At 44.2% G+C, this 21,879-nt stretch carries 17 protein-coding genes; 8 read left to right on the top strand and 9 right to left on the bottom strand.

Annotated elements, in window-relative coordinates:
- The first annotated feature begins 7 nt into the window (after window positions 1-7).
- Complete coding sequence (cobC, locus tag DW036_RS11165) at window positions 8-550, top strand: alpha-ribazole phosphatase (RefSeq protein WP_118464351.1); 543 nt, start codon at window positions 8-10, stop codon at window positions 548-550.
- Here cobC and DW036_RS11160 read toward each other — a convergent pair.
- From DW036_RS11160 to DW036_RS11135, 6 genes are all read right to left on the bottom strand, one after another.
- Complete coding sequence (locus tag DW036_RS11160; RefSeq protein WP_118464349.1) at window positions 547-2,511, bottom strand: HAMP domain-containing sensor histidine kinase; 1,965 nt, start codon at window positions 2,509-2,511, stop codon at window positions 547-549. The two genes, cobC and DW036_RS11160, sit on opposite strands and share 4 nt — an antisense overlap.
- The gene (locus tag DW036_RS11155; protein ID WP_118464864.1) at window positions 2,508-4,379 is read right to left on the bottom strand and encodes a tetratricopeptide repeat-containing sensor histidine kinase; all 1,872 of its coding nucleotides are present in this window, start codon (window positions 4,377-4,379) and stop codon (window positions 2,508-2,510) included. The genes DW036_RS11160 and DW036_RS11155 overlap by 4 nt, the downstream gene beginning before the upstream one ends.
- A gap of 102 nt (window positions 4,380-4,481) precedes the next feature.
- A complete protein-coding gene (cbiB, locus tag DW036_RS11150; RefSeq protein WP_022393848.1) occupies window positions 4,482-5,456 on the bottom strand; it encodes an adenosylcobinamide-phosphate synthase CbiB in 975 nt (324 codons plus the stop codon).
- Between the two features lie 117 nt (window positions 5,457-5,573).
- Window positions 5,574-6,608 carry a threonine-phosphate decarboxylase gene (locus tag DW036_RS11145; RefSeq protein WP_118464347.1) on the bottom strand — a complete coding sequence of 345 codons (1,035 nt, stop codon included), beginning with the start codon at window positions 6,606-6,608 and terminating at the stop codon, window positions 5,574-5,576.
- On the bottom strand, window positions 6,601-8,130 hold the full coding sequence (locus DW036_RS11140) for a cobyric acid synthase (RefSeq protein ID WP_118464345.1): 1,530 nt from the start codon (window positions 8,128-8,130) through the stop codon (window positions 6,601-6,603). The genes DW036_RS11145 and DW036_RS11140 overlap by 8 nt, the downstream gene beginning before the upstream one ends.
- Window positions 8,127-8,528 (bottom strand): DUF2809 domain-containing protein, encoded by a 402-nt coding sequence (locus DW036_RS11135; RefSeq protein ID WP_118464343.1) that lies wholly within the window; start codon window positions 8,526-8,528, stop codon window positions 8,127-8,129. Before DW036_RS11135 ends, DW036_RS11140 begins: the two co-directional genes overlap by 4 nt.
- 158 nt (window positions 8,529-8,686) lie before the next feature.
- On the opposite strand from DW036_RS11135, the gene DW036_RS11130 reads away from it, so the two are divergent.
- From DW036_RS11130 to DW036_RS11120, 3 genes are all read left to right on the top strand, one after another.
- Complete coding sequence (locus DW036_RS11130) at window positions 8,687-10,087, top strand: TolC family protein (RefSeq protein ID WP_118464341.1); 1,401 nt, start codon at window positions 8,687-8,689, stop codon at window positions 10,085-10,087.
- A gap of 128 nt (window positions 10,088-10,215) precedes the next feature.
- Window positions 10,216-11,205 (top strand): HlyD family secretion protein, encoded by a 990-nt coding sequence (locus tag DW036_RS11125; RefSeq protein ID WP_118464339.1) that lies wholly within the window; start codon window positions 10,216-10,218, stop codon window positions 11,203-11,205.
- Window positions 11,206-11,224: 19 nt separating this feature from the next.
- The gene (locus tag DW036_RS11120; RefSeq protein WP_118464337.1) at window positions 11,225-13,648 is read left to right on the top strand and encodes an ABC transporter permease; all 2,424 of its coding nucleotides are present in this window, start codon (window positions 11,225-11,227) and stop codon (window positions 13,646-13,648) included.
- On the opposite strand, the gene DW036_RS11115 is transcribed toward DW036_RS11120, so the two are convergent.
- Together DW036_RS11115 and DW036_RS11110 are read right to left on the bottom strand one after the other, a co-directional pair.
- The gene (locus tag DW036_RS11115; RefSeq protein ID WP_118464335.1) at window positions 13,630-14,226 is read right to left on the bottom strand and encodes a cob(I)yrinic acid a,c-diamide adenosyltransferase; all 597 of its coding nucleotides are present in this window, start codon (window positions 14,224-14,226) and stop codon (window positions 13,630-13,632) included. The genes DW036_RS11120 and DW036_RS11115 overlap by 19 nt on opposite strands.
- Window positions 14,227-14,252: 26 nt before the next feature.
- A complete protein-coding gene (locus tag DW036_RS11110) occupies window positions 14,253-15,590 on the bottom strand; it encodes a cobyrinate a,c-diamide synthase (protein ID WP_118464333.1) in 1,338 nt (445 codons plus the stop codon).
- An 82-nt stretch (window positions 15,591-15,672) separates the two neighbouring features.
- Between DW036_RS11110 and DW036_RS11105 the strand changes: the two genes are divergently transcribed.
- Both DW036_RS11105 and DW036_RS11100 read left to right on the top strand, forming a co-directional pair.
- A complete protein-coding gene (locus tag DW036_RS11105) occupies window positions 15,673-17,103 on the top strand; it encodes an RNase adapter RapZ (RefSeq protein ID WP_118464331.1) in 1,431 nt (476 codons plus the stop codon).
- A 175-nt stretch (window positions 17,104-17,278) separates the two neighbouring features.
- Window positions 17,279-18,019: a nucleotidyltransferase family protein gene (locus tag DW036_RS11100; RefSeq protein WP_118464329.1), complete on the top strand. Its 741-nt coding sequence runs from the start codon at window positions 17,279-17,281 to the stop codon at window positions 18,017-18,019.
- Here DW036_RS11100 and DW036_RS11095 read toward each other — a convergent pair.
- Complete coding sequence (locus DW036_RS11095) at window positions 18,014-18,985, bottom strand: DUF4369 domain-containing protein (protein ID WP_118464863.1); 972 nt, start codon at window positions 18,983-18,985, stop codon at window positions 18,014-18,016. The genes DW036_RS11100 and DW036_RS11095 overlap by 6 nt on opposite strands.
- Before the next feature lie 144 nt (window positions 18,986-19,129).
- Here DW036_RS11095 and DW036_RS11090 point away from each other — a divergent pair, with 144 nt between their 5' ends.
- Window positions 19,130-21,013 (top strand): mucoidy inhibitor MuiA family protein, encoded by a 1,884-nt coding sequence (locus DW036_RS11090; protein WP_369906364.1) that lies wholly within the window; start codon window positions 19,130-19,132, stop codon window positions 21,011-21,013.
- 210 nt (window positions 21,014-21,223) lie between these two features.
- Window positions 21,224-21,802 carry a DUF4251 domain-containing protein gene (locus tag DW036_RS11085; protein WP_118464325.1) on the top strand — a complete coding sequence of 193 codons (579 nt, stop codon included), beginning with the start codon at window positions 21,224-21,226 and terminating at the stop codon, window positions 21,800-21,802.
- Window positions 21,803-21,879: the final 77 nt, after the last annotated feature.

The raw sequence follows: 21,879 nt of genomic DNA, 5'->3' as shown, positions 1-21,879 counted from the left end.
TCATCCTATGGAAGTTACATTTATCAGGCACACTTCAGTCGACATCCCTCCCGGAGTATGTTACGGACAATCAGATGTCCCCTTGCGTGACAGTTTTGAGCAGGAAGCAGCTATTACCTCGGAGAATCTGAAAACTTACCGTCGGCAAGGCAGGGATTTCGATCATGTATACACCAGTCCCTTATCCCGTTGTGTACGCCTCGCGACCTATTGTGGATACCCCGATGCCGAACGTGACAAACGAATTATGGAGATAAACTTCGGAGATTGGGAAATGCAGAAGTTTGATGAAATAAGTGATCCGAGACTGAAAGAGTGGTATGCCGATTATATGAATGTACCTGCAACAAACGGAGAATCATTCGCCATGCAATATCAACGTGTTGCCAGTTTCCTGGACGAGCTGAAAGAAAAAGAGTACGCACAAGTTGCCATCTTCGCACATGGTGGCGTGCTGATTTGTGCACAACTCTATGCAGGAACCATCAAACCGGAAGAGGCATTCAGCGCCCTGACACCTTATGGAGGAATCATTCAACTGAAAATCTAATTACCCCTTTTCGGCCATGTGAAGATGACCAGCGGTCCTTCATGTGTATCCGACTGTACCTTGTAAATACCTCCGAAAGCATGGATAAAATGCGCATTGATTTCATGACGAATCAAAGTCGTTTTATTTTCAAAGCGTGACTTGGCAAGAGGTGTGCCGATTATTTTAAAGGTTACGATACCTTTTTCTTTATCATAACGGATACGAACAACAATGTTATAAGAGTTTTTATCGTTCTCTGCAGGCACCAGCAGACTGGAAAGCAATGTAGAGAACCAGTTTTCATCCGTACATATCATCTGACTCTGGATATTCGTATCTAATCGGATAGCCAGACGTCCGTTCCCTACCTGTCTGGCAAAATCAACTCCGTTGCGACACAGTGACATGACTTCACATTCTTCACGTTTATATTTTGTTTTACCAGATTCCAAACGGGAAAGTTCCAGAATGCTATTGACATACTCCAAAAGATTTTCTGCATTCTCCTGTATCATCTTGCCATATTCCACTTTAGCTCCGGGAGCCAGTTCTTTTGACTCTGTTAATAGCTCGGCAAAACCTACCACTACATTCAGCGGGGTACGTATATCATGGCTAATCTCAGATTGCAGACGATCTTTAGTGACATTGTCCGCTTCTGCCTGCATCGCCGCATCTGCGGTTACTTTCTCCGCTACGGCTATTTTCCGGGACAGATAGCGTGTATATAGATAAAACAGAAGCATCAAAGCCAATAGAGTCATCAAGAATAAAAAGCCTCGTTTATAATTGGTATCTTTTATTTTCTGCTTCTCCAGCAAAAGATCATCAATATGATAAATCTCCTTCACCTGTTGCAGCTGGTTGGCTGAGAAAGCATTGTCCAGTGAATCTTGTGCTGCAATCAGATAACGGCGTGTTTCAATAGCTCCGTCGATATCACCTTTGCTAACCTGAGCAGATGCTTTATAATTAATGAGTGTGGCAAATGTAGATACATAATGATTTAACACTATAGGTGTTACTTCATCAATCAAAGCAATACTCTTATCATAGTCTTTCGCACGGGAATAATATTGTAATTGCACAAGCTGGACATTCAACCAGAATACCGGGTCCACATGATCTTCCAATAATGCTTTTGCTTTGTCTATATGTTCTTGCGCCTCGGCCATCTTTCCACGATTCATAAAGTGAAGCACATATTTTACTTCGCAATCAATTTTCAAATTGCTCCAATTCTTACGCGTTTCGGGTTCGCGGGAAACAACGTCCTGCAAAGCTTCATCCATCTGTGCCAAATAAGGAAGCTTTAAACTATCCTGACCAGCATTACCATATACCTGGGCAATGCGTGAAAGAATATCGATGCGTAAGAAAGGTTTAGTTTGAGGTGTAAAATTCTGATAGGCTTTCAAAAGAACCGTCAGAGCTTCATCGCTTCTACTGGATACATTATAAGCACATCCCAGACTATTATAAGCTGCAATTTCCCCATTATTGGAATGATGTTCCAAGGATTCCTTCAAGGTTTCTTTAGCTACGTATACAGCCTTTTCCACCTGCCTTTTCGAAGCTAATGCGCGGCTAATAGCGGCTTTCTGTTCCAAGTAATAATCATAAGTACCTACCTCGGGAGCATAGTTTTTCAGTTTATCCACCCAGTATACCAGACTATCCGGTTCATGCAATTTATCGTAACAGGCGGCAAGGTAATAAGCTCCCAAATTCTCATAAAACACATTTTTCTGTGCACAGGCTTCTTTATACAAAACAGTGGAAAAAGTCTTGTTATAAGGTGCATACTGATGTCTATAAACTATATCACGCAGATATTCAAGCTTGTCGGGCGTACTTGGTATAGCCTGTGCCACTTTCAGAATACTATCCTGATACTGCTGTGCATTGGCATCTTCTGCCTGCAACGTGTAAGCATGTCCACACAAAAAACAAAACAATATGATTATAGTATGTTTCATAAAGCGGTATCCTCCATTTTAGATTGAAACTTCAACGGATGTGTAAAGCAGAAACGTGCACCTTGTGTATAGTTAGAGTCTACCCATAACCGCCCCTTCATGTAAGTAACAATCAGTTTGCAAATAGAAAGTCCCAAGCCGCTTCCCTGTGCAAAGTCATTCAATTTTTCAAAACGCTCAAAAATCAGATCCTGCTTTTCAAGCGGGACACCACATCCCGTATCGGTGACGGAAAAGAAAGCAGTATTATGATCAGACATTTCCAGCTTCAGAACAATGGAACCTTCCTTAGTAAATTTAGTAGCATTCACCAATAAGTTAATCAAAACCTGACGAAGCCGGGCATCATCCGTATCCATTACTAAGTCGGAAAGTTCAGTATCAAAGCGTAACTCCACTTCAAGCTTGCGGGAAGCAGATACTGTTTCCACCACTTCTTTACATAACTTCACTGCATCATACGGACGTATGTTGAATGTGATATTATCATTTTCAAAATCAGAAAAATCAAGGATGTCATTAATCAATTTCAATAACTGGAAAGAATTGACTTTAATGATTTCACAGAATTCTTTGCGGGAATCTTCATCAAATGAATCATCGTCTGATGATAATACAGCGGAGAATCCCACTATGGCATTGAGCGGCGTACGCACTTCATGGCTCATATTGGAAAGGAACATATTTTTCTTTTTTATAGCTCGCTCTGCCTTCTGTATCATACATTCCTGTGAACGTTTCGACTCCTTCAAGCGGAATATATTTTTCCAACTGAAATAAAGGAAAAGGAACAAAGCAAGCGTACAGATAATAATGCCACCCAGATAAAAGCGATATGAAAACAACCGGTCTTGCTCATTCTGATAAGTCAACTGGTCTGCCTGGAAGTGGGTAGTCAACTGGTCGATTTCCTTAGGATAGTTTTTTTCGAAAGATGATTTTATGTACGAAAAGACTGCACCATACTGAGTGTAGGCTTCTTCTTTCCGTCCCATCTTTACAAGCAGATTCGCCTTATTCATCATAGTTTCTTTATACAGACTGCTGTTTATTTTAGCATAATCCGCATGGAAGAATGTATCATAAGCTTTCAGAGCTTTCTCATATTCACCTTTTTTCTCCCAATACAAAGCATCTGCTATCAAAAGATGTTGCAGGATGCCGGGAACCAGTTCTTCACGTAGCGGTTCCACTTCATCCAGATGTTGACGGGCTATCTTTACTGAGCCGTTCAGTAGTTGGCAATAAGCATTGAAGATATGACGGACAGCTTGTTCCTGTACAGATAGTCTCTCTGCCGGATAACGATTCAGGCGGGTCATGAAACGAGCAGCCTGAGCATAATTCCGGATACGTAAATTGTATTCTACTAATTCGACCAACAACATACGGATGTGTATATCTTCACCATGTAACCGGTCGAACAGTTCCAAAGCTTGTGCATAAGTGTCACCGGCTTCTTTTATACGTCCTGTATAGGAATAAACTTCCCCCATAGCATTCAGGGCAAGAGCCATCCCCAGATGATCGGACCATACACTTGCCTTAGAATACATCTGTTCACTTTGTGCAATAGCAAAACGGATTTCTCCCCGAAAGAGAAATGATTTAATAATAACACGCTCTAACTCAAAATAAGTTTTGTATTGTTTGCTTGCTTCCAGATAGTCGAGTATACTGTCTGTAGGAATCATATCACTCTCTTCTTTGGTGAGATAATCGAATCCCATACTGGTATGAAAGGAGTATATTATTTTATCCTGTATATTGTATTTATCCTCGTGAGGTGCATTCTCTCCTGCAGATAGAGAAAAAAAGCCCCCAAAGCATACGATATGAAGAAGCAGATATTTCAGTAAGTTTCTCATGAAGTTTGTTTGTTTCGTGCTGTGTGGTGTTTGTGTTGTCATTCACCGCATACGTTGGCAAATATATTCAATATTTTCCGAAAAGCAAAAAATTGTGAATACCTAAATGAAAAAAGAGACCAAAGTAATCGTTATTATCAGGATTATTATCATTATTCCTTCTGCACGACGATTGACACTAACTGCAATTTTCATATCTTCTGTAGTCAGGAGGCGACCATTACTTCCAATATAAGGCTTCCATACTTCCTCACCAAAATAATTATGCGGGCCTCCGAAACGGCAATTCAGAATGCCGGCAAGAGCAGCTTCAGGATACCCGGAATTAGGGCTGGCGTGCTGATTACCATACATACCGACAAATTTTAATAGATTCCAGAATCCACCGCGTGGAAAAGCAAGTATCATAAGGAAAGCTGTCAGACGAGCAGGTATGTAATTAGCAACATCATCCAAACGGGCAGCAAAACAACCAAAGTCCCGGTAACGTTCGTTACGATACCCAATCATAGAATCGAGGGTATTCACCATCTTATAGGCAAGCATACCGGGGACACCCAACAGCATATACCAGAATAAAGGCGCGATCACTCCGTCACTCAGATTCTCTGCAAGAGTTTCAAGAGCAGCAGTACGTACTTCTTGGGCAGAAAGTTCCGAAGTATCACGGCCGACAATGCGGGCTACCTGCTTTCTTCCTTCTTCTAACGAACGGTCTACAGCTTCGAATACCATACGGACTTCACGAACAAGTGTAGTGCCCGCCAAACAGAAAAAGATGGCAAGTATCTGCAACGTCAGAAATCCCCCCGGAGAAGATGATGCTACCCAACGAAACAAGTAGGAAGCAACAAAATAGATAGCAAGAACGAGAACGATAGCAGCAAGTGCACCTTTCAATTTTCGGTTCTGTCCTTTATTCAACAGATGTTCAGAAAATGAGATCATCTTTCCGAATGCGATGACGGGATGGGGCAACCAAGCAGGGTCACCAAGCCAGCGATCGAGCAGCCAGGCGGCGAGTAAAGGCAAGCTAAGAGTAAAAACGGTGCCCAGAATGATGAGAATTTCTTCCATATGCATTATATTGTCCTACCACCTCCCCCTACGGGTACTTACCCCTTCTTAACTCCCCCGTTAGTCGGGGGAGGACAACCTCCCGAGAGGAGGAGAATGAGAATGATATTACTGTTATTAATAAGTTTCAAACCACTGTCCTACCGCCTGTACAAGGCGGTCATTCTCCTCCGGTGTCTGAGTAGCAATACGGAAAAAGCGTTCATCCAGACCTTCAAAGTTGGAAGCGTCCCGAATGAGAATACCATGTTCATTAGCAAGATAATCCTTCAATGCGGAAGCTTTACCAAAACGAAGGTGAACCAACATAAAATGAGTTTCCGTAGTCCATATCTCAAGACCACCTGTCTGTTCCAATGCATTGCGTAAACGAGCTGTCTCCTGCAAATAAGCAAATATATTCAATGGATTAGGAACGTCATATTCAAGCAAATAAAGACCGGCTTCAATAGCCAGTTGATTTACCGACCAAGGCATGCGGTGGGTACGCAAACGGCTAAGCAAACCTTCATGAGCAGTTATATAGCCCAGACGCAAACCGGGAACTGCGTAACGCTTTGTCATAGAATGAAGCAACAGGATATTTGAAAAATGGGCAGCTTCAACCGGTGAAAACAGAGGTTGCAGAGTAAAAAACTCATAAGACTGGTCAATTACAAAGCAAACTTGTGGATTATGTTCTATTAATTCTTTCAGATATGCTTTTTCTATTACTGCACCTGTAGGATTGTTAGGATTACAAAGCCAAAACATACGGATGCCAGGTGGCAGGAGATAATTATCTTCAGCCGTAGGAAGTTTATACATAGATATTACCCGATGCCCATGCATACGGCAAGCATCTGCATACTCACTGAATGTAGGTTGAAAAATAGCGGTATTAGTACCCCTAAATGTTTGCGCTATCAGGTAAATGGCTTCCGTGGCACCATTCGTTACACAAACAGAAGCGGAAGGAAGATGGTGTTTCTCTGCCAAGCGACCTTCCAATGTATAAGGCTCCGGTTCGGGATAAGAAGAAATTCCACTGATACGATGGCAAAGATGTGTCTGAAGACCGGACAAATCCACACGGCCATATACATTGGAACTGAAATTAACCTCTATCGGGCGTTGATATTTATATGAATCGTCTCCGTGTCCTTCAATCATGAGTGGTCAGTATTTGGTAGATAAGCGGCAGATTGATGTGACAGCGCACATGATCGGCGAGTTTATCATATTGTTCTTCTTTGAATTGTTGATAATCAAAAGCTGTTCCGGTATCAGCGAGCTTATCTGCAAAAGGTTCGAGAAGGAAGTCTATAAACGCAGGGTTGTCGAGGATGCCATGTATATAGGTTCCCATACAAGTACGGTTGACATAATAACCATCCGTACGACCGTCTTCCAAAAGATTCAGCGGGGAAACCGGAGCATCATGGATAGGAATGGTAGTGCCCATGTGAATTTCATAACCGGTCAATTGACTATTGACAGTTGACAATTGACAATTGGCTGCACTGGGAGTGCTATTATTTGCCAATTGAAACCGGACTTGTCGGGTAACTTTCTCTCCCGTCATATGGGTGCTGACAGGCAGAAGCCCCAGCCCGGGCAGACGCTCTATTTCTCCTTCCACATGATCGGGATCGCAAACTTCCTGGCCCATCAGTTGATAACCACCACAGATACCCATGACAGTAGCACCTTCACGATGTGCCCGGATGACGGCTTGTGCTACGCCGTTACGGCGCAATTCATGCAAATCGGCAAGTGTACTTTTACTGCCTGGCAACAGAATGATGTCAGCTTTAGCTATTTCATCAGTATTATTGGTATAAAAAAGATGAACACGCGGATCGCGTTCGAGGACATTAAAATCAGTGAAGTTACTGAGATGTCGCAAGAGAATGACGGCAATATTGACTTTACCTTGTTCCGCCTGTACAGATTTCGTGGCAAGAGCCAGGGAGTCTTCTTCTTCAATATAAATATCGTGATAGTAAGGTACCACTCCTACCACGGGTATGCCACAAAGTTCTTCGAGCATCTTGATTCCCGGTTCGAAAAGACGAATATCTCCACGGAATTTATTGATAAGGATACCTTTAATACGTTCCCTTTCATGAGGACGAAGCAGCATCAACGAGCCATAGACACTGGCAAAGACTCCGCCTCGATCAATATCTCCGACAAGGATTACATCTGCCCCGGCATGTAGAGCCATAGGCAGATTCACCAAATCTGTATCCCGGAGATTTATTTCTGAAATACTTCCGGCACCTTCCAATACAATAGGATTATAACGAATGGCAAGACGGTCATAGGCAGAGCAGACTTCACGACGGAGTTCTTCGCGCCCTTCAACGCGGAAATAGTCGTAAGCATCCCGATTGCCGATAGGACGTCCATTGAGCACCACTTGTGAGGTATGGTCGGAGGAGGGTTTCAACAACAGCGGGTTCATATCTGTATGGCAGGGTACACCCGCAGCTTCGGCTTGGACAGCCTGTGCACGGCCTATTTCCAACCCCTCAGGAGTAGCATAGGAATTAAGTGCCATATTTTGTGCCTTAAACGGTGCCGGATGATAACCATCCTGATGGAAGATGCGGCAAAAGGCAGCGGCTATAATGCTTTTTCCTACGTCGCTGCCGGTTCCGGCAAACATAACTGGGTTAAGTTTCTTCATATATTTTTTTTTAGCGGAAACAAAATAACTTCTCTTGAATCTATAGCGGCAGATAGCAGTACTCCAACAGTATAGCATATCATATCCGACCAGAGAAAACCATGTCCAAAAATTAATGCTCCAAGCGTAGTACTTCGTACGATGTTTACCCAATCTGCCTGATATAATTGACTGATCTCTATACAATAAGAAAACAACAAAGAGATTACAACAGATTTAACTATAGATATCGACGGGGAAAGAAAACGGATTCCCCAATATACCATAGCCGCCCAAAGCGTATCACCCGAATACTCTGCAATAAACTCAGGCAATACATCACCATATTTTCGGGAAGCAAGCCCTAACACCATAATAGCGAAAGTGACAGCCAGATAAATCCAACGCTCGTTTTTCACACCGCAATATTTTTTAGGATGCAAATTTATAAAATTTAATGGATAGCCGGTACAAATTCCCTATACAGAAATGATTTTTCAGTAAAATGACAGCTAAATTGAACAATAGAAAAAGAAGAGTGTTTGAGATAAACTAACCTAAACCAACAACTTGACGTATGAAACAAATTTTATTAATCGTTCTGTTGGGAGCGAACCTATCTGTGTCGGCACAAACGAGCCTCTCCCTCAGCTACGATGACGCTTTACAAATGTTGCAGAAAGGCAATCAAAGCCTCAAGATTGCCGACAAAGGCATTGAAGCCGCCCGCACAGAACGGGACAAGCTCAATGCTCTGTGGTATCCCAGCCTGCAGGGAGCCGGTACTTACGTCCACATGTCCGAAAAGATAGAAGTAAAACAGCCTCTCTCCCAATTCACTGATCCGGCAAAGGATTTTGTACATAACATCATCCCTGACGATCAGTTCATCAGTGGAATATTGGATCAGATAGGTAGTTATACTCTCGCCTTCCCCCTCGCTCCACGCAACCTTACCACCGTAGGCCTTACAGCCGAATGGATCGTCTTCTCCGGAGGTAAACGTGTACGAGCTGGCAAAATCGGAAACCGGATGATTGACCTCGCCCGTGAAAACCGTGCGCAAACTGACGCCACCCAACGAACCCTGCTTGCCGAAAGTTATTATGGCCTCAGCCTTGCACGCGAAGTCGCAGCAGTACGCCAGGATACCTATAATGGCCTGAGGCAGCATTACGAAAATGCTCTCAAACTGGAAGCTGCCGGAATGATTGATAAAGCCGGACGCCTCTTTGCCCAAGTCAATATGGACGAAGCACAAAGAGCGCTGGAAGCAGCACAGAAAGAAGTCACCGTGGTAGAAAGCGCCCTGTGCACTTTGCTCAATCTGGAAGACAGTTGCAAAATTGAGCCTACCTCCCCTCTGTTCATCAACTCCACGCTTCCACTTAAAGAAGAATTCGTGCAAACCATGCGTGCCGGCAACCCCATGCTGAACCAACTATCCATTCAGCAGAGTATCGCCAAGCAGCAGCTACGGATAGACCAAAGCGGTTATCTGCCGGATATCGCCTTGTTTGGTAAACAGACACTATATGCCCACGGCATACAAAGCAACCTTGTTCCGCGTACAATGGTCGGCGTAGGCTTTACCTGGAATCTTTTCGACGGGCTGGCACGTGAGAAACGCATCCGCCAGTCACGAATTGCCGAACAAACTCTTGCGTTAGGCAAAGATAAAGCACAAGATGATCTTTCAGTAGGTATAGATAAACTATACACCGGATTGCAAAAAGCCCAGGACAACGTACGTGCACTGAATTCGACCATTGCCCTGAGTGAAGAACTTGTACGTATCCGCAAGAAATCCTTTGCAGAAGGTATGGCAACCAGTACCGAGGTAGTGGATGCGGAGACCATGCTCGCTACCGTTAAAGTAGCCCGTCTGGCTGCTTATTACGAATACGATGTAACACTCATGAATCTACTGGCTCTCTGTGGTACACCGGAACAATTCAAGAATTATGCTGTTAAATGATCATAAGACAGATACGCGGACGACACAGACAGAGCGGACAAACGCGGATTTTTATTTTTCATCCGCGTTCGTCTGACTCATCCGCGTCGCCCACGTACCTATTTATAAAATAACCAATCAATAACAATATGGAACTATCAAAAAAAAACATCAGCACCGCATTTGTCATCATATTGGCAATCACCATACTTGTCTCTATCCTGGGAATAGTCCTTATGAGTCATCAGCCCCTCGTTCTTCAGGGACAAATAGAAACAACGGAAATCCGTATCAGTGGTAAATTACCGGGACGAGTAGATTCATTTCTTGTCCGTGAAGGAGACTGGGTAAAGGCAGGCGATACACTTGTCGTCATCAACAGTCCGACGATAGAAGCCAAATACCGGCAAGTAAATGCCCTCGAACAAGTAGCCCAAGAGCAGAACAAAAAAATCGACGCCGGTACACGCCGGCAGATCATTGCTACCGCCCAGCAACTCTGGAACAAAACCAAGAGCGACCTGACCCTGGCACAAACAACTTACGGGCGCATCCTGACACTTTATAAAGACAGTGTCGTCACCTCCCAGCGGAAAGACGAAGTAGAAGCCATGTACCGTGCCGCACAAGCTGCCGAACGCGCAGCTTACGAACAATACCAGATGGCAGTAGATGGAGCACAAAGCGAAGACCGCGCATCAGCACGCAGCATGGTAGATGCTGCACGCAGTACAGTAGATGAAGTATCCGCCCTCCTTGTCGATGCACGTCTGACAGCACCGGAAGCAGGACAGATTTCAACTATATTTCCCAAGCGTGGAGAGCTTGTTGCACCAGGCACACCTATCATGAACCTTGTCGTTATGAATGACGCTCATGTTGTACTCAATGTACGCGAAGACCTGATGCCACAATTCAAGATGGACAGTGTATTCCATGCAGATGTCCCTGCTATCGGTAAAAAGAACGTAGAGTTCCGTATTTATTATATCAGTCCGCTGGGTAGCTTCGCCACTTGGAAATCAACCAAACAGACGGGAAGCTATGATATGCAGACCTTTGAAATACATGCCCGCCCCACACAATCAGTAGAAGGATTGCGTCCGGGAATGTCAGTGCTGCTTACTATTAATGATTAACCGATAATCTGTGTGAATGATGAAAAGTCCGTTATACAATGTACTCCACCGCGAACTTCGCCGTATGACCTCCCGCAGGTTATACCTCGGCATATGCCTCGTACTGCCCCTATTCTGCTTATTCTTCATGGCAACCATTTTCGGTAGCGGACAAATGGAGAACATTCCTATTGGCATTGTCGACCAGGACAATACTGCCACATCCCGGCAAATCGCACGAAATATATCTGCCGTACCTACTTTCAGCGTCACACGGCATTTTACCGACGAAGCCGCCGCCCGGCAAGCCGTGCAACGCAAAGAAATATATGGTTACCTATCTATTCCTACCGGCTTTGAACAGCATGCTACGACAGGAATGGATGCCACGCTTTCTTACTACTACCATTATGCTCTCCTCTCCGTGGGTAGCGAGTTGATGGCAGCTTTCGAAACCGCGCTAGCACCTGTCGCTCTCTCTCCCATTGCCATGGAAGCTATATCTTTAGGGCTCAATCAGGAACAGATAACCACATTCCTCCTACCTGTACAAGCCAGTATGCACCCTCTTTATAATCCCGACTTGGATTATTCTGTTTATCTGAGCCAACCTTTTTTCTATGTCCTGTTCCAGATACTCATCCTGTTGATGACAGTATATGCCATTGGCAGCGAAATCAAGTTCAATACAGCACAGGAATGGCTGACCACAGCACGAGGAAATATTCTGACTGCCGTCATCGGAAAACTATTGCCTTATACATTCATCTTCTCAGTAATCGGTATATTGGCAAACTATATCCTTTATGGAGTAGTACACATTCCTTTCCACGGTAGCCTGCTGATGATGAATCTCATGACACTGATCTTTATCATCGCCACGCAAGCACTCGCAGTGTTTATATTTTCCATCTTCCCACGGATAGCATACATTATCAGTATCGTATCCATGATCGGTTCATTAGGTGCTACTCTTTCAGGTGTCACCTTTCCCGTAACAAGTATGTATCCTCCGGTACACGCAGCATCCTATCTGTTTCCCGTCCGACACTTCACTGAAATTTCACAGTCGATGATCTATTTTGATTCAGGTTTCGGGTATTACTGGCAATCAGCAGCTATACTTTTGCTTTTTCCACTACTGGCATTATTGATACTGCCGAGATTGAGGCACTGGATTTTGAAAGATACAGTAGAAGAAGATTCAGCCCCTATCCACAGTATTGCATATTCCCCCTCAATAGCCACTATCATTTTCAGGGAATGGCGTGCCATCAGCACCAATGCAGCAATCCTCTTGGTACTAATAGGTGGAATCTTTGCTTACGGTCTTCTCTATAACCTGATGTATGCTCCCAACCTTGTACGGAAAACCCCGGTTGCAGTTGTCGACAATTCTCATTCGGCTCTCAGCCGCGAATATATCCGGTTACTCAATGCCACTCCACAGGCCTCAGTCTACGCGCTGACACCCAATTATCTTGAAGCAAAAGAGTGGCTGAAACAGAGCAAAGTAGACGGTATCCTATATCTTCCTGCCGATTTCGACGCTCGTGTCGGCCGTGGGGAACAATCGGTCTTTAGTGTTTACGCCGCAACGGATGCTTTCCTGAATTTCAAGAATCTGCAAGAGGCTTCTTCCCGCGTGATGCTTGCCGTAAACGATGCACACCGTGCAGAGGGTGCCGTATTCTTGCCACCACAGGGATTACTGGCAGTAGCCTCATCCGCACCTGTCAATGTAGCGGGCACAGCCCTGTATAATTATACGGAAGGATATGGTTCATATCTTATTCCGGCAGTTATGATTATCATTATCTTTCAGACTTTATTGATGGTGATAGGAATGGTGACCGGAGAAGAGGCAGAACGAAAGCGTTTACCTACCACCTCCTACGGGTACTTACCCCCTCTTAACTCCCCCGTTAGTCGGGGGAGAACAACCTCCCGGGAGGAGGAGAACTCAGATAGTTCTACTTGGCGCCAAGCATTATATAATATTTCCGGAAGAACCTTCGTTTACGTTATGCTTTATTTCATCTTTGCCTTATTCTTATTAGGCTTACTCCCCCATTTTTTCAGTATCCCTAATATTGGAAACGGCAGAGACATTATCACAATGATGATTCCCTTCCTGATAGGAACGAGTTTCTTCGGACTGGCTGCATCACGTTACTTCACGGACTCAGAAGCACCTCTGCTGATGATTGCCTTCTTCTCCGTAGGCTATATCTTCCTGTCCGGCGTCTCTTATCCGCTCGAACTGATGCCATGGTATTGGCAGGCAGCACACTACGTAGTTCCGGCAGCACCTGCCGTGCTTGCTTTCGTCAAACTGAATTCAATGGGAGGAAATATGGCAGATATCCGTCCGGAAATGATAACCCTGTGGGTACAAGTGGTAGTGTACTTCTTGCTGAGTTTATGGGTATTCAAGCATAAGCATTATCGTTTTCGTTTATAAGCAAATGATTGCCACCGTTCCTCATCCCATCCCTGGCGTTGCATTTCCATACGTGCCATGACAAAGAACAAGTCGGAAAGTCGATTGATAAAACGCAATATATCTTCCGGTACAGTATCTTCCCGATTCAGCGCCCAAAGTCTGCGTTCGGCACGGCGGGCTACGGCACGGGCAAACTGTAATTGAGCCGACACCTGCGTTCCACCCGGTAGCAGGAAATAGCCGTTGTCTTCAAGCTGAAGCATCATTGCGTCCATAGCCTGTTCGCACCGTACTGTCATTTCCACAGCATGAAGTTCGTTGGGATTGCCACTACCCGGTCTCTCCGGATCTGCAACCCGTAAGCCGGAAGGGGTTGCAACATGGCTCATCACCACCATCAACTCACGTTGTATATCATGGAGTAATTCCTGCCATGCATCTTTCACCGGAAGCAATGACCTGACAATTCCTATCACCGTATTCAGTTCATCAATGCAACCATTGGCTTCAATGCGGATATCATCTTTCGGAACACGCTCTCCACCGTGGATGCCTGTCATTCCTTTATCTCCTGTTTTAGTATAAATTCTTCTCATAAATTGCAGGTATATCTTACAATATTTCACTCTCCCGGAACTTGTTCGAATAATGACCAAATTCCCGTTTCTCCCCAATACAAATGCGTATAGCTCGCTATCAGGTTTTTATAACGAAACACGGCTGTATTCACAGGGTGTCCTTTAGCATTATAAACTTGCACAGCCGAAGCAAGCTTCTCATCCAGCTCAATGATCCGTGAATAATGAAACTCATGTCCACGCAGTTTCACCCCACGAAAATCAAAGCTTCTATACCCCATTGCCAAACGCATATCATCCTTGCAAGCGGAAACTTTCATAGGTAGTGCATCTACCATTTTGAAAGCTGTATAGGGATCTTTGCACATCACCAGTTTCGAAGCCAAATACATCATGCCACCACATTCAGCAATTGTTTTTCCTCCCCGCTCAATATGAGCCTTGACTGAATCTATTACACGGGGGGCTGCACTCAATTGAAGCGCACGATTTTCCGGATAACCTCCGGGCAGATAGAGCAAATCCACATCATCCGGTACTACCGCACTGTTGTCTTCCGGATCGAAGAAAGTAACCGTACCAAACTGATTCAGGTAATCAAGATGTTCAGCATAGATAAAGGAGAAACTTTCCTTATTGCGTGCCACCCATATATTTCCGGATAGAGAGACATTCTTTTTGACTTCTGTGGTGACATCCACCTCCCGGCGTGTGATCTGCAACAATAGATCAAGATTCAATTGTGCATCTAGCTGCTTCAGCAGGGTCTCAGTGATACCATCTTCATCTTTACGACTGAAATCCAGCCCCAAGTGCCTGCTTTCCTCTTTCAAAGCATCGAATTTCCGCAAGCAACCCAAACAAGGCACATTCAGATCATCGCAAATCTCACTCAACATTTCCTCATGGCGGTCGCTCCCTACCTGATTGAAAATAACGCCTGCGACTTCCACTTGCGGATCAAAATCCAAATAACCTTTAATCATAGCTGCCAGTGAATAAGCGGCCGACTTAGCATTTACCACCAACACAACAGGAAGATTCAAAATCTTTGCAATCTCTGCCGATGAACCTTTACTACGATCATATCCGTCGAACATGCCCATCATACCTTCTACGATACAGACATCCGCATCTTTGGCATGTGAAGCATACACTTCACGCATATGTTGTCCGGAAGCCATAAAAAGGTCCAGATTGTAAGACGGAATTCCGCAAGCTTTTTCATGATACTTCGTGTCGATATAATCCGGTCCGCACTTATAGGGCTGCACACGTAGTTTTTTCTGCGTCAATAACGTCATCAGCAATCGGCTGACAGTGGTTTTTCCAGTGCCCGAAGTAGGCGCCGCTATCAGAAATTGGGGAATATTTCTTATCATACCGCACAGATTTATTTCCCGCAAAGGTAGTATATATTCCCTAAAACTCTTACCTTAGCTGCCCAAATAAAAGTAAATTACTATGATTACTGAAGAACTCAAGAAATTATATTGTACGTATACCGGACACGAACCGGAAGCTATTGAAGAACTTCCTTCATCCGGCTCCAACCGTCGTTACTTCCGCCTTACAGGTACCCCTACCCTTATCGGTGTCAGCGGGACTTCCCTCGAAGAGAATCAGGCTTTCCTCTATATGGCAGACCATTTCCGCAAGAAAGGACTGCCCGTGCCACAAGTAGTAGCAAAGAGTGATAACGATGCATTTTATCTGCAGGAAGACCTGGGAGACACTCTCCTGTTCAATGCCATCGAAAAAGGGCGCAAGACCAGTGTCTTTGACGAAGAAGAAAAGCAGCTTCTGCGCAAAACAATGCGCCTGTTGCCTGCCGTACAGTTCTCCGGTGCAGACGGAATGGATTTCTCATACTGTTACCCACAGTCGGAATTCAACAGCCGCAGTATCTTATGGGACTTGAATTACTTCAAATACTGTTTTCTGAAAGCTACCGGAATGGAGTTTCAGGAAGACCGTCTGGAAGATGATTTCCAGAAGATGGCGGACGTATTGATGCGCAGTAGTTCGGCTACATTCATGTATCGTGATTTCCAGAGCCGGAACGTTATGATTAAAGAAGGTGAACCATGGCTCATCGACTTCCAGGGCGGACGCAAGGGGCCTGTTTATTATGATGTGGCTTCCTTCCTGTGGCAAGCTAAAGCCAATTATCCTGAGAGCCTTCGCAAAGAGCTTTTAAAGGAATATCTGGACTCCCTGTGTAAATACCAGCCTGTGGACGAGAAATATTTCTATGCTCAATTACGTCATTTCGTATTGTTCCGTACCATGCAAGTATTGGGTGCTTATGGCTTCCGTGGCTATTTCGAAAAGAAACCCCATTTCATCCAAAGCGTCCCCTTCGCTATTGAAAACCTGCGACAGCTATTGCAGGAACCCTATCCTGAATATCCGTATCTCTGCCATGTACTGAAAGAACTTACTGAGCTGAAACAATTTACTGACGACCTCCAAAAGCGCCGTCTTGTAGTAAAGGTTACCAGTTTTGCATACAAGAAAGGTATCCCTGAAGATTCCAGTGGCAATGGTGGCGGCTTTGTATTCGACTGCCGTGCTGTAAACAACCCCGGTAAGTACGACCGTTATAAACCCTTCACCGGACTGGATGAACCTGTTATCCGCTTTCTGGAAGACGATGGAGAAATAACCACGTTCCTCGAACATGTATACGGTCTGGTAGATGCTTCCGTGAAACGATATATAGAACGTGGATTTACGAACCTTTCAATTTGTTTCGGATGCACAGGCGGGCAACACCGTTCGGTTTATTCAGCACAACACCTGGCAGAACATCTGAACCAGAAATTCGGAGTACAGGTAAATCTGATGCACAGGGAACAGAATATTGAACAGACTTTTAAAGCGAAAAACTAAAGAATAGTAGTCTATTTTTCCTCATTCCTACTGTTCCGTTCCCTGTCAAGTCCGTACCAGCTCCGTATCTATACAGACGGACTTGGTACGGCCCAGACAGGGACTTGATACGGAGCAGATAGGTAGAGGGTAAGAATATTGGTCTAAACTTCCGATAATTCAAGAAATAAAAAGAATGAAAGCAATGATATTTGCCGCAGGCCTCGGCACCCGCCTGCGCCCACTGACAGACAATATGCCCAAGGCACTTGTCTCCGTAGCAGGCAAAACGATGCTGGAGCGTGTCATCTTAAAGCTAAAAGATGCCGGGTTCCATGATATCACCATAAACATCCACCATTTTGGAAGTCAGATTATAGACTTCCTCCGTACAAACCAGAACTTCGGTGTGGATATTCATATCAGTGACGAACGGGGTGAACTGCTGGATACCGGTGGTGGTATTAAAAAAGCCCGTCCTCTGCTGGAGAGCAACGAGCCTTTTCTTATACATAATGCCGATATCCTGACAGACCTGGATCTCAATGCTTTCTACCACCACCATCTGGAAAGTGATGCAGATGCCACTCTGCTCACTAATCACCGGAAAACATCCCGTTATCTATTGATGAATCAGGACAATCGTCTTTGTGGTTGGACGAATATTTCTACAAGCGAAGTACTCCCCAAAGAACTCGATTATCCCAGCGATCATTATCAGTTGCAAGCCTTTGGTTGCGTCCATGTTCTTTCTCCCTCTATTTTCCGCTATATGGAAGATGAGCGCTGGACAGGGAAATTTTCCATTATTCCGTTTTATGTGGACATCTGCCCGAAAGCACGCATTCAAGGATTTCCTATAGACAGCGAAAACTGGTTTGATGTGGGCAAGCCCGAAACACTTGCAAAGGCAGAAGCCTATTATGCGTCTTTATAAAACAGGTTTCATCTTCACCAACTGCCCTTGGGCATCAAATAAGTATTCGTAGTTGAAGGAACCGTAAATACGATACTTCCAGCGGGCACTTTTCTCAAAACGGCGACTGTCATCCAGGATGGTCGCCTGATAGTCGGTCTCCAGTTCATGAATGAACTCTTTAGATTCCGGGTCCGGATATCTATAAGTGGGGACAATAATACGTATATCGGGATATTGCTCTCTCAGATTTTTGATTTCTGTACGGACAGCATCTTTTTCATTGGGCTTCAGAAAAAAGAGTAAACACACGGGATGTCCCTGTCCTGCAATGTCCGAAAAGAGCAAACTGTCTTTCTCTGCATACTCCACTTGTTTGAAGTCAATAAAATGATCTCCCGGCTTCAGGCTACGGGTAGCATCCAGCATCCGTTTCAGTCCTATCAATACAGATGTACTGTCGCGCATTTGTGAAGGAGTTTTCTGATACAATGTCTCCAGTTCATCCGGATAGATCGCTGCCCAACGATCAAACACCATCCATCCTATTGCATTCCGGGCATTATCGAATACAAATTGCCGCGTAGCTTCCAGCGGAAAATCATCTTCATGCCAAAGTTTCCAAAGACGTACGTTCTGTGAATAGGGATTGGTACTCTTGTCCGGTACAGGATTTGTCAACGTCAGTTCCCCTCTTTCGGGATAAAAGAAATTCATACTGCCGGAATGCTCCATTCCATAGATATGCAACGTATCTTCTTTTCCGGAAAATGAAACTTCTCCGTTTCTGATAATAGCGAAGTCCAAGGGAGCTTTCCCATAATCACGGTCACTCGTCATACGGTCGGCACCATATCGCCACAGGTAGACCGTATCTCCTTCGTAAGCGTCCAGTCCGGAGCAGTGCACGGTAAAAGTCTGTTCTTGTGATTGACAACTGATGAGTCCCAGAAACAAACAGTAAAATATCCATTGATTGATTTTCATAAAACACAGATAGATTGAGTAAACAAACACATTGTACAAAAGAACAATCTTTTCAGTAAAGATGCAAGCAAAAAAGACAATATATAAAAGCAATTGTTAATGAAATATCCATATATTTGTGACATAACATTAAAAAGACTGACTATGAAACGACTGAGATTAGGACTATGGGCATGTTTCTGCCTTTGTGCAGCCACCACCCTTATGGGACAAAACAAGGTGAAAACAACTGCCGAAAAGGTAATGCTGTTCATTGACGGTGCCCAAGTGACGCGTACCAAACAAGTAGATATTCCGGCGGGAAATTCAACACTCATCTTTACCGGATTATCCCCCTATATGGATGCACAAAGTATGCAGGTCAGCGCAAAGGGAAAACTCACTGTTACAGCAGTCAACCGGCAATATAACTATATAGACAGCCTCACCGTCAGCGAACAACAACAAAGCCTGCAAAAGGAACTTAAGAAAATAGAGAAACAGCAGAAAGAACAGAATGCCGAGCTTGGACTTATCAATGCCGAATATGAAATGCTGAAAACAAACTGTTCCGTCAGCAATAAGAATACCGCTACTTCTCTGGCCACTATCAAAGAAGTGAATCAATATTACTCCGGACAGTTGAAAACCCTGAAAACAAAAGAACTGGCTATCAATGAACAGATAGCCGAACTTACCATCAAACAGGGACAACTTAACTCTGAACTGGCACAACTAAGCGGTAAATCTCTAACCCCGATGAGTGAAATTATGGTCAATGTAAATGCACCAGCAGCTTGTAAAGCTACATTCACTCTGAACTATTATGTAAAAAATGCCGGTTGGTTCCCCTCCTATGATGTTCGTTCCGGTAGCCTGGCCGAACCTATCTCCATCATTTACAAAGCCAACATCTTTCAGAATACCAGGGAAGAGTGGAAGAACGTAGAATTATCCCTTTCCTCCTCTAATCCTTCCACCGGAAGCGTAGCCCCCACTCTGTCTACTTACTGGTTGGATTACGGACTTGCAGCACCACGCTACAATTTGAATCTCAATGGAAACACTGTTTCAGGGGTCGTTCTTGATAATGAACGTACGCCCGTAATAGGTGCTATCGTTACCATCCCGGGGACTACGATAGGAACCATAACCGACATAAGCGGTAAGTATTCCATAACTATTCCCAATGGACAAAACAAACTTCAGTTTTCATATATTGGCCTTGAGACTCAGACCAGAGATATACAAGGAAATATTATGAATGTTACCCTTCAAGAAGATACACAGACATTGGATGAAGTAGTGGTAGTAGGTTACGGCGCTGAAAGGAAATCTCTTATGGCAGGTGCTGTCTCCGGTCTTAAGGTAAACCATAAAAAAGATATTCAATACGAAGAAGAAGCCAGCATGGCCCTTGACGTTGAACAAAGCCAGGGACAGATGGGCTACGAATTTGAAATAAAAGTCCCCTACACCATTCCTTCTGATAATAAGCCCGTAGTTGCTGAAATCGGTCATTACGAATTACCCGCTTCCTATATTTACCAAAGTACTCCGAAAATAGATAAAGATGCTTTCCTGATTGCCCAGGTAACCGATTGGGAAAAGCTAAACTTACTTGAAGGCGAAGCAAATGTTTACTTTGAGAATACTTTCATTGGCAAGTCCATTATGAATGTCGCCCAACAGAACGACACACTGTCCTTCTCTTTAGGTCGTGACAAACGTATCATGATACAGCGTACGAAAGAGAACGAATATACCTCACGCAAGTTTATGGGTTCCAATCAGACGCAATCCATCGCATGGAAACTTTCTGTCCGCAATACGCGTCCCGAGCCTGTCACCCTTACGCTTTACGACCAGCTACCCGTATCACGCAACAATAACATTACCGTAACAGCAGAAGAAATCAGTGGCGGCAGTCTGGATGAAGCGAAAGGTATCATCACCTGGCAAATGACCTTACAACCCGGCGAACAACGTGATTTAGCTTTACGCTATAAAGTGAAATATCCTAAAGGACGAAACTTAATAATAGAATAACGCTTTTCTTATGACTTTAAGAGAGTCTGGCATTGATCATTGGGGGGGAGACCTCCCAAATGATGTTTCATCATAAAACGCATTTAGGAAAGGAATAACATAACAGCGTATTACTTATAATAAATATTAATTCATATAATAATAATACGGGTCACATGCATCCTTTTCATTGTCTGATTGTTTATTCTAACAAAAAGAATAGAATAAGTTATGAAAAAGATTATCGCATTATTGATGTTGGTTTTCATAGGTGCATCTACAACAATCTATGCACAGGAAAGTAAAAGTGAAAGTCGTCGTGCTGAACGTAAAGCACAACGTGATGCAGAAAAAGCTCGTGAGAAAATAGAAGAAGAACGAGCATACACTGATGCAGTACAAGCCATAAAGGAGAGAAAGTTTGTATTGGAAGCGGATCGTGTGACATTCAAAAGAGGCCGTAGTGCTTTTGTTACATCCAATACCAATTTTATCCTTTTAAATGGTAACCGGGCATCCGTACAGATTGCTTTCAACGGTGCCTTTGCAGGTCCTAATGGAATTGGAGGTGTTACAGTGGATGGCACTGTAGGTGAAGTGAAAACCACCACCGACAAAAAAGGGAATGTAACTTGCAATTTTAGTGTGACAGGTGTAGGAATCTCAGCACAAGTCTCTATCAGGCTCACTCATGGCCGCAACAATGTATCTGCCACAGTAAATCCTAATTTCAACTCGAATAGATTAACGTTGGACGGTAAACTCGTCCCGCTGTCTGAGTCGAATATATTTAAGGGACGGTCGTTCTAATTATTGTAATTGAACACTTGCGGCTGCGAGAGCCTGCGCTTGTACAAGTGAACGTTCACACTTGTACAAGCGCAGGC

Origin of the sequence: Bacteroides sp. AF39-11AC (assembly GCF_003474285.1) — a bacterium.
GTDB lineage: Bacteria > Bacteroidota > Bacteroidia > Bacteroidales > Bacteroidaceae > Bacteroides.
The sequence above is the reverse complement of the archived record's forward strand: the minus strand, read 5'-3'. Positions and strand labels throughout refer to the sequence as shown.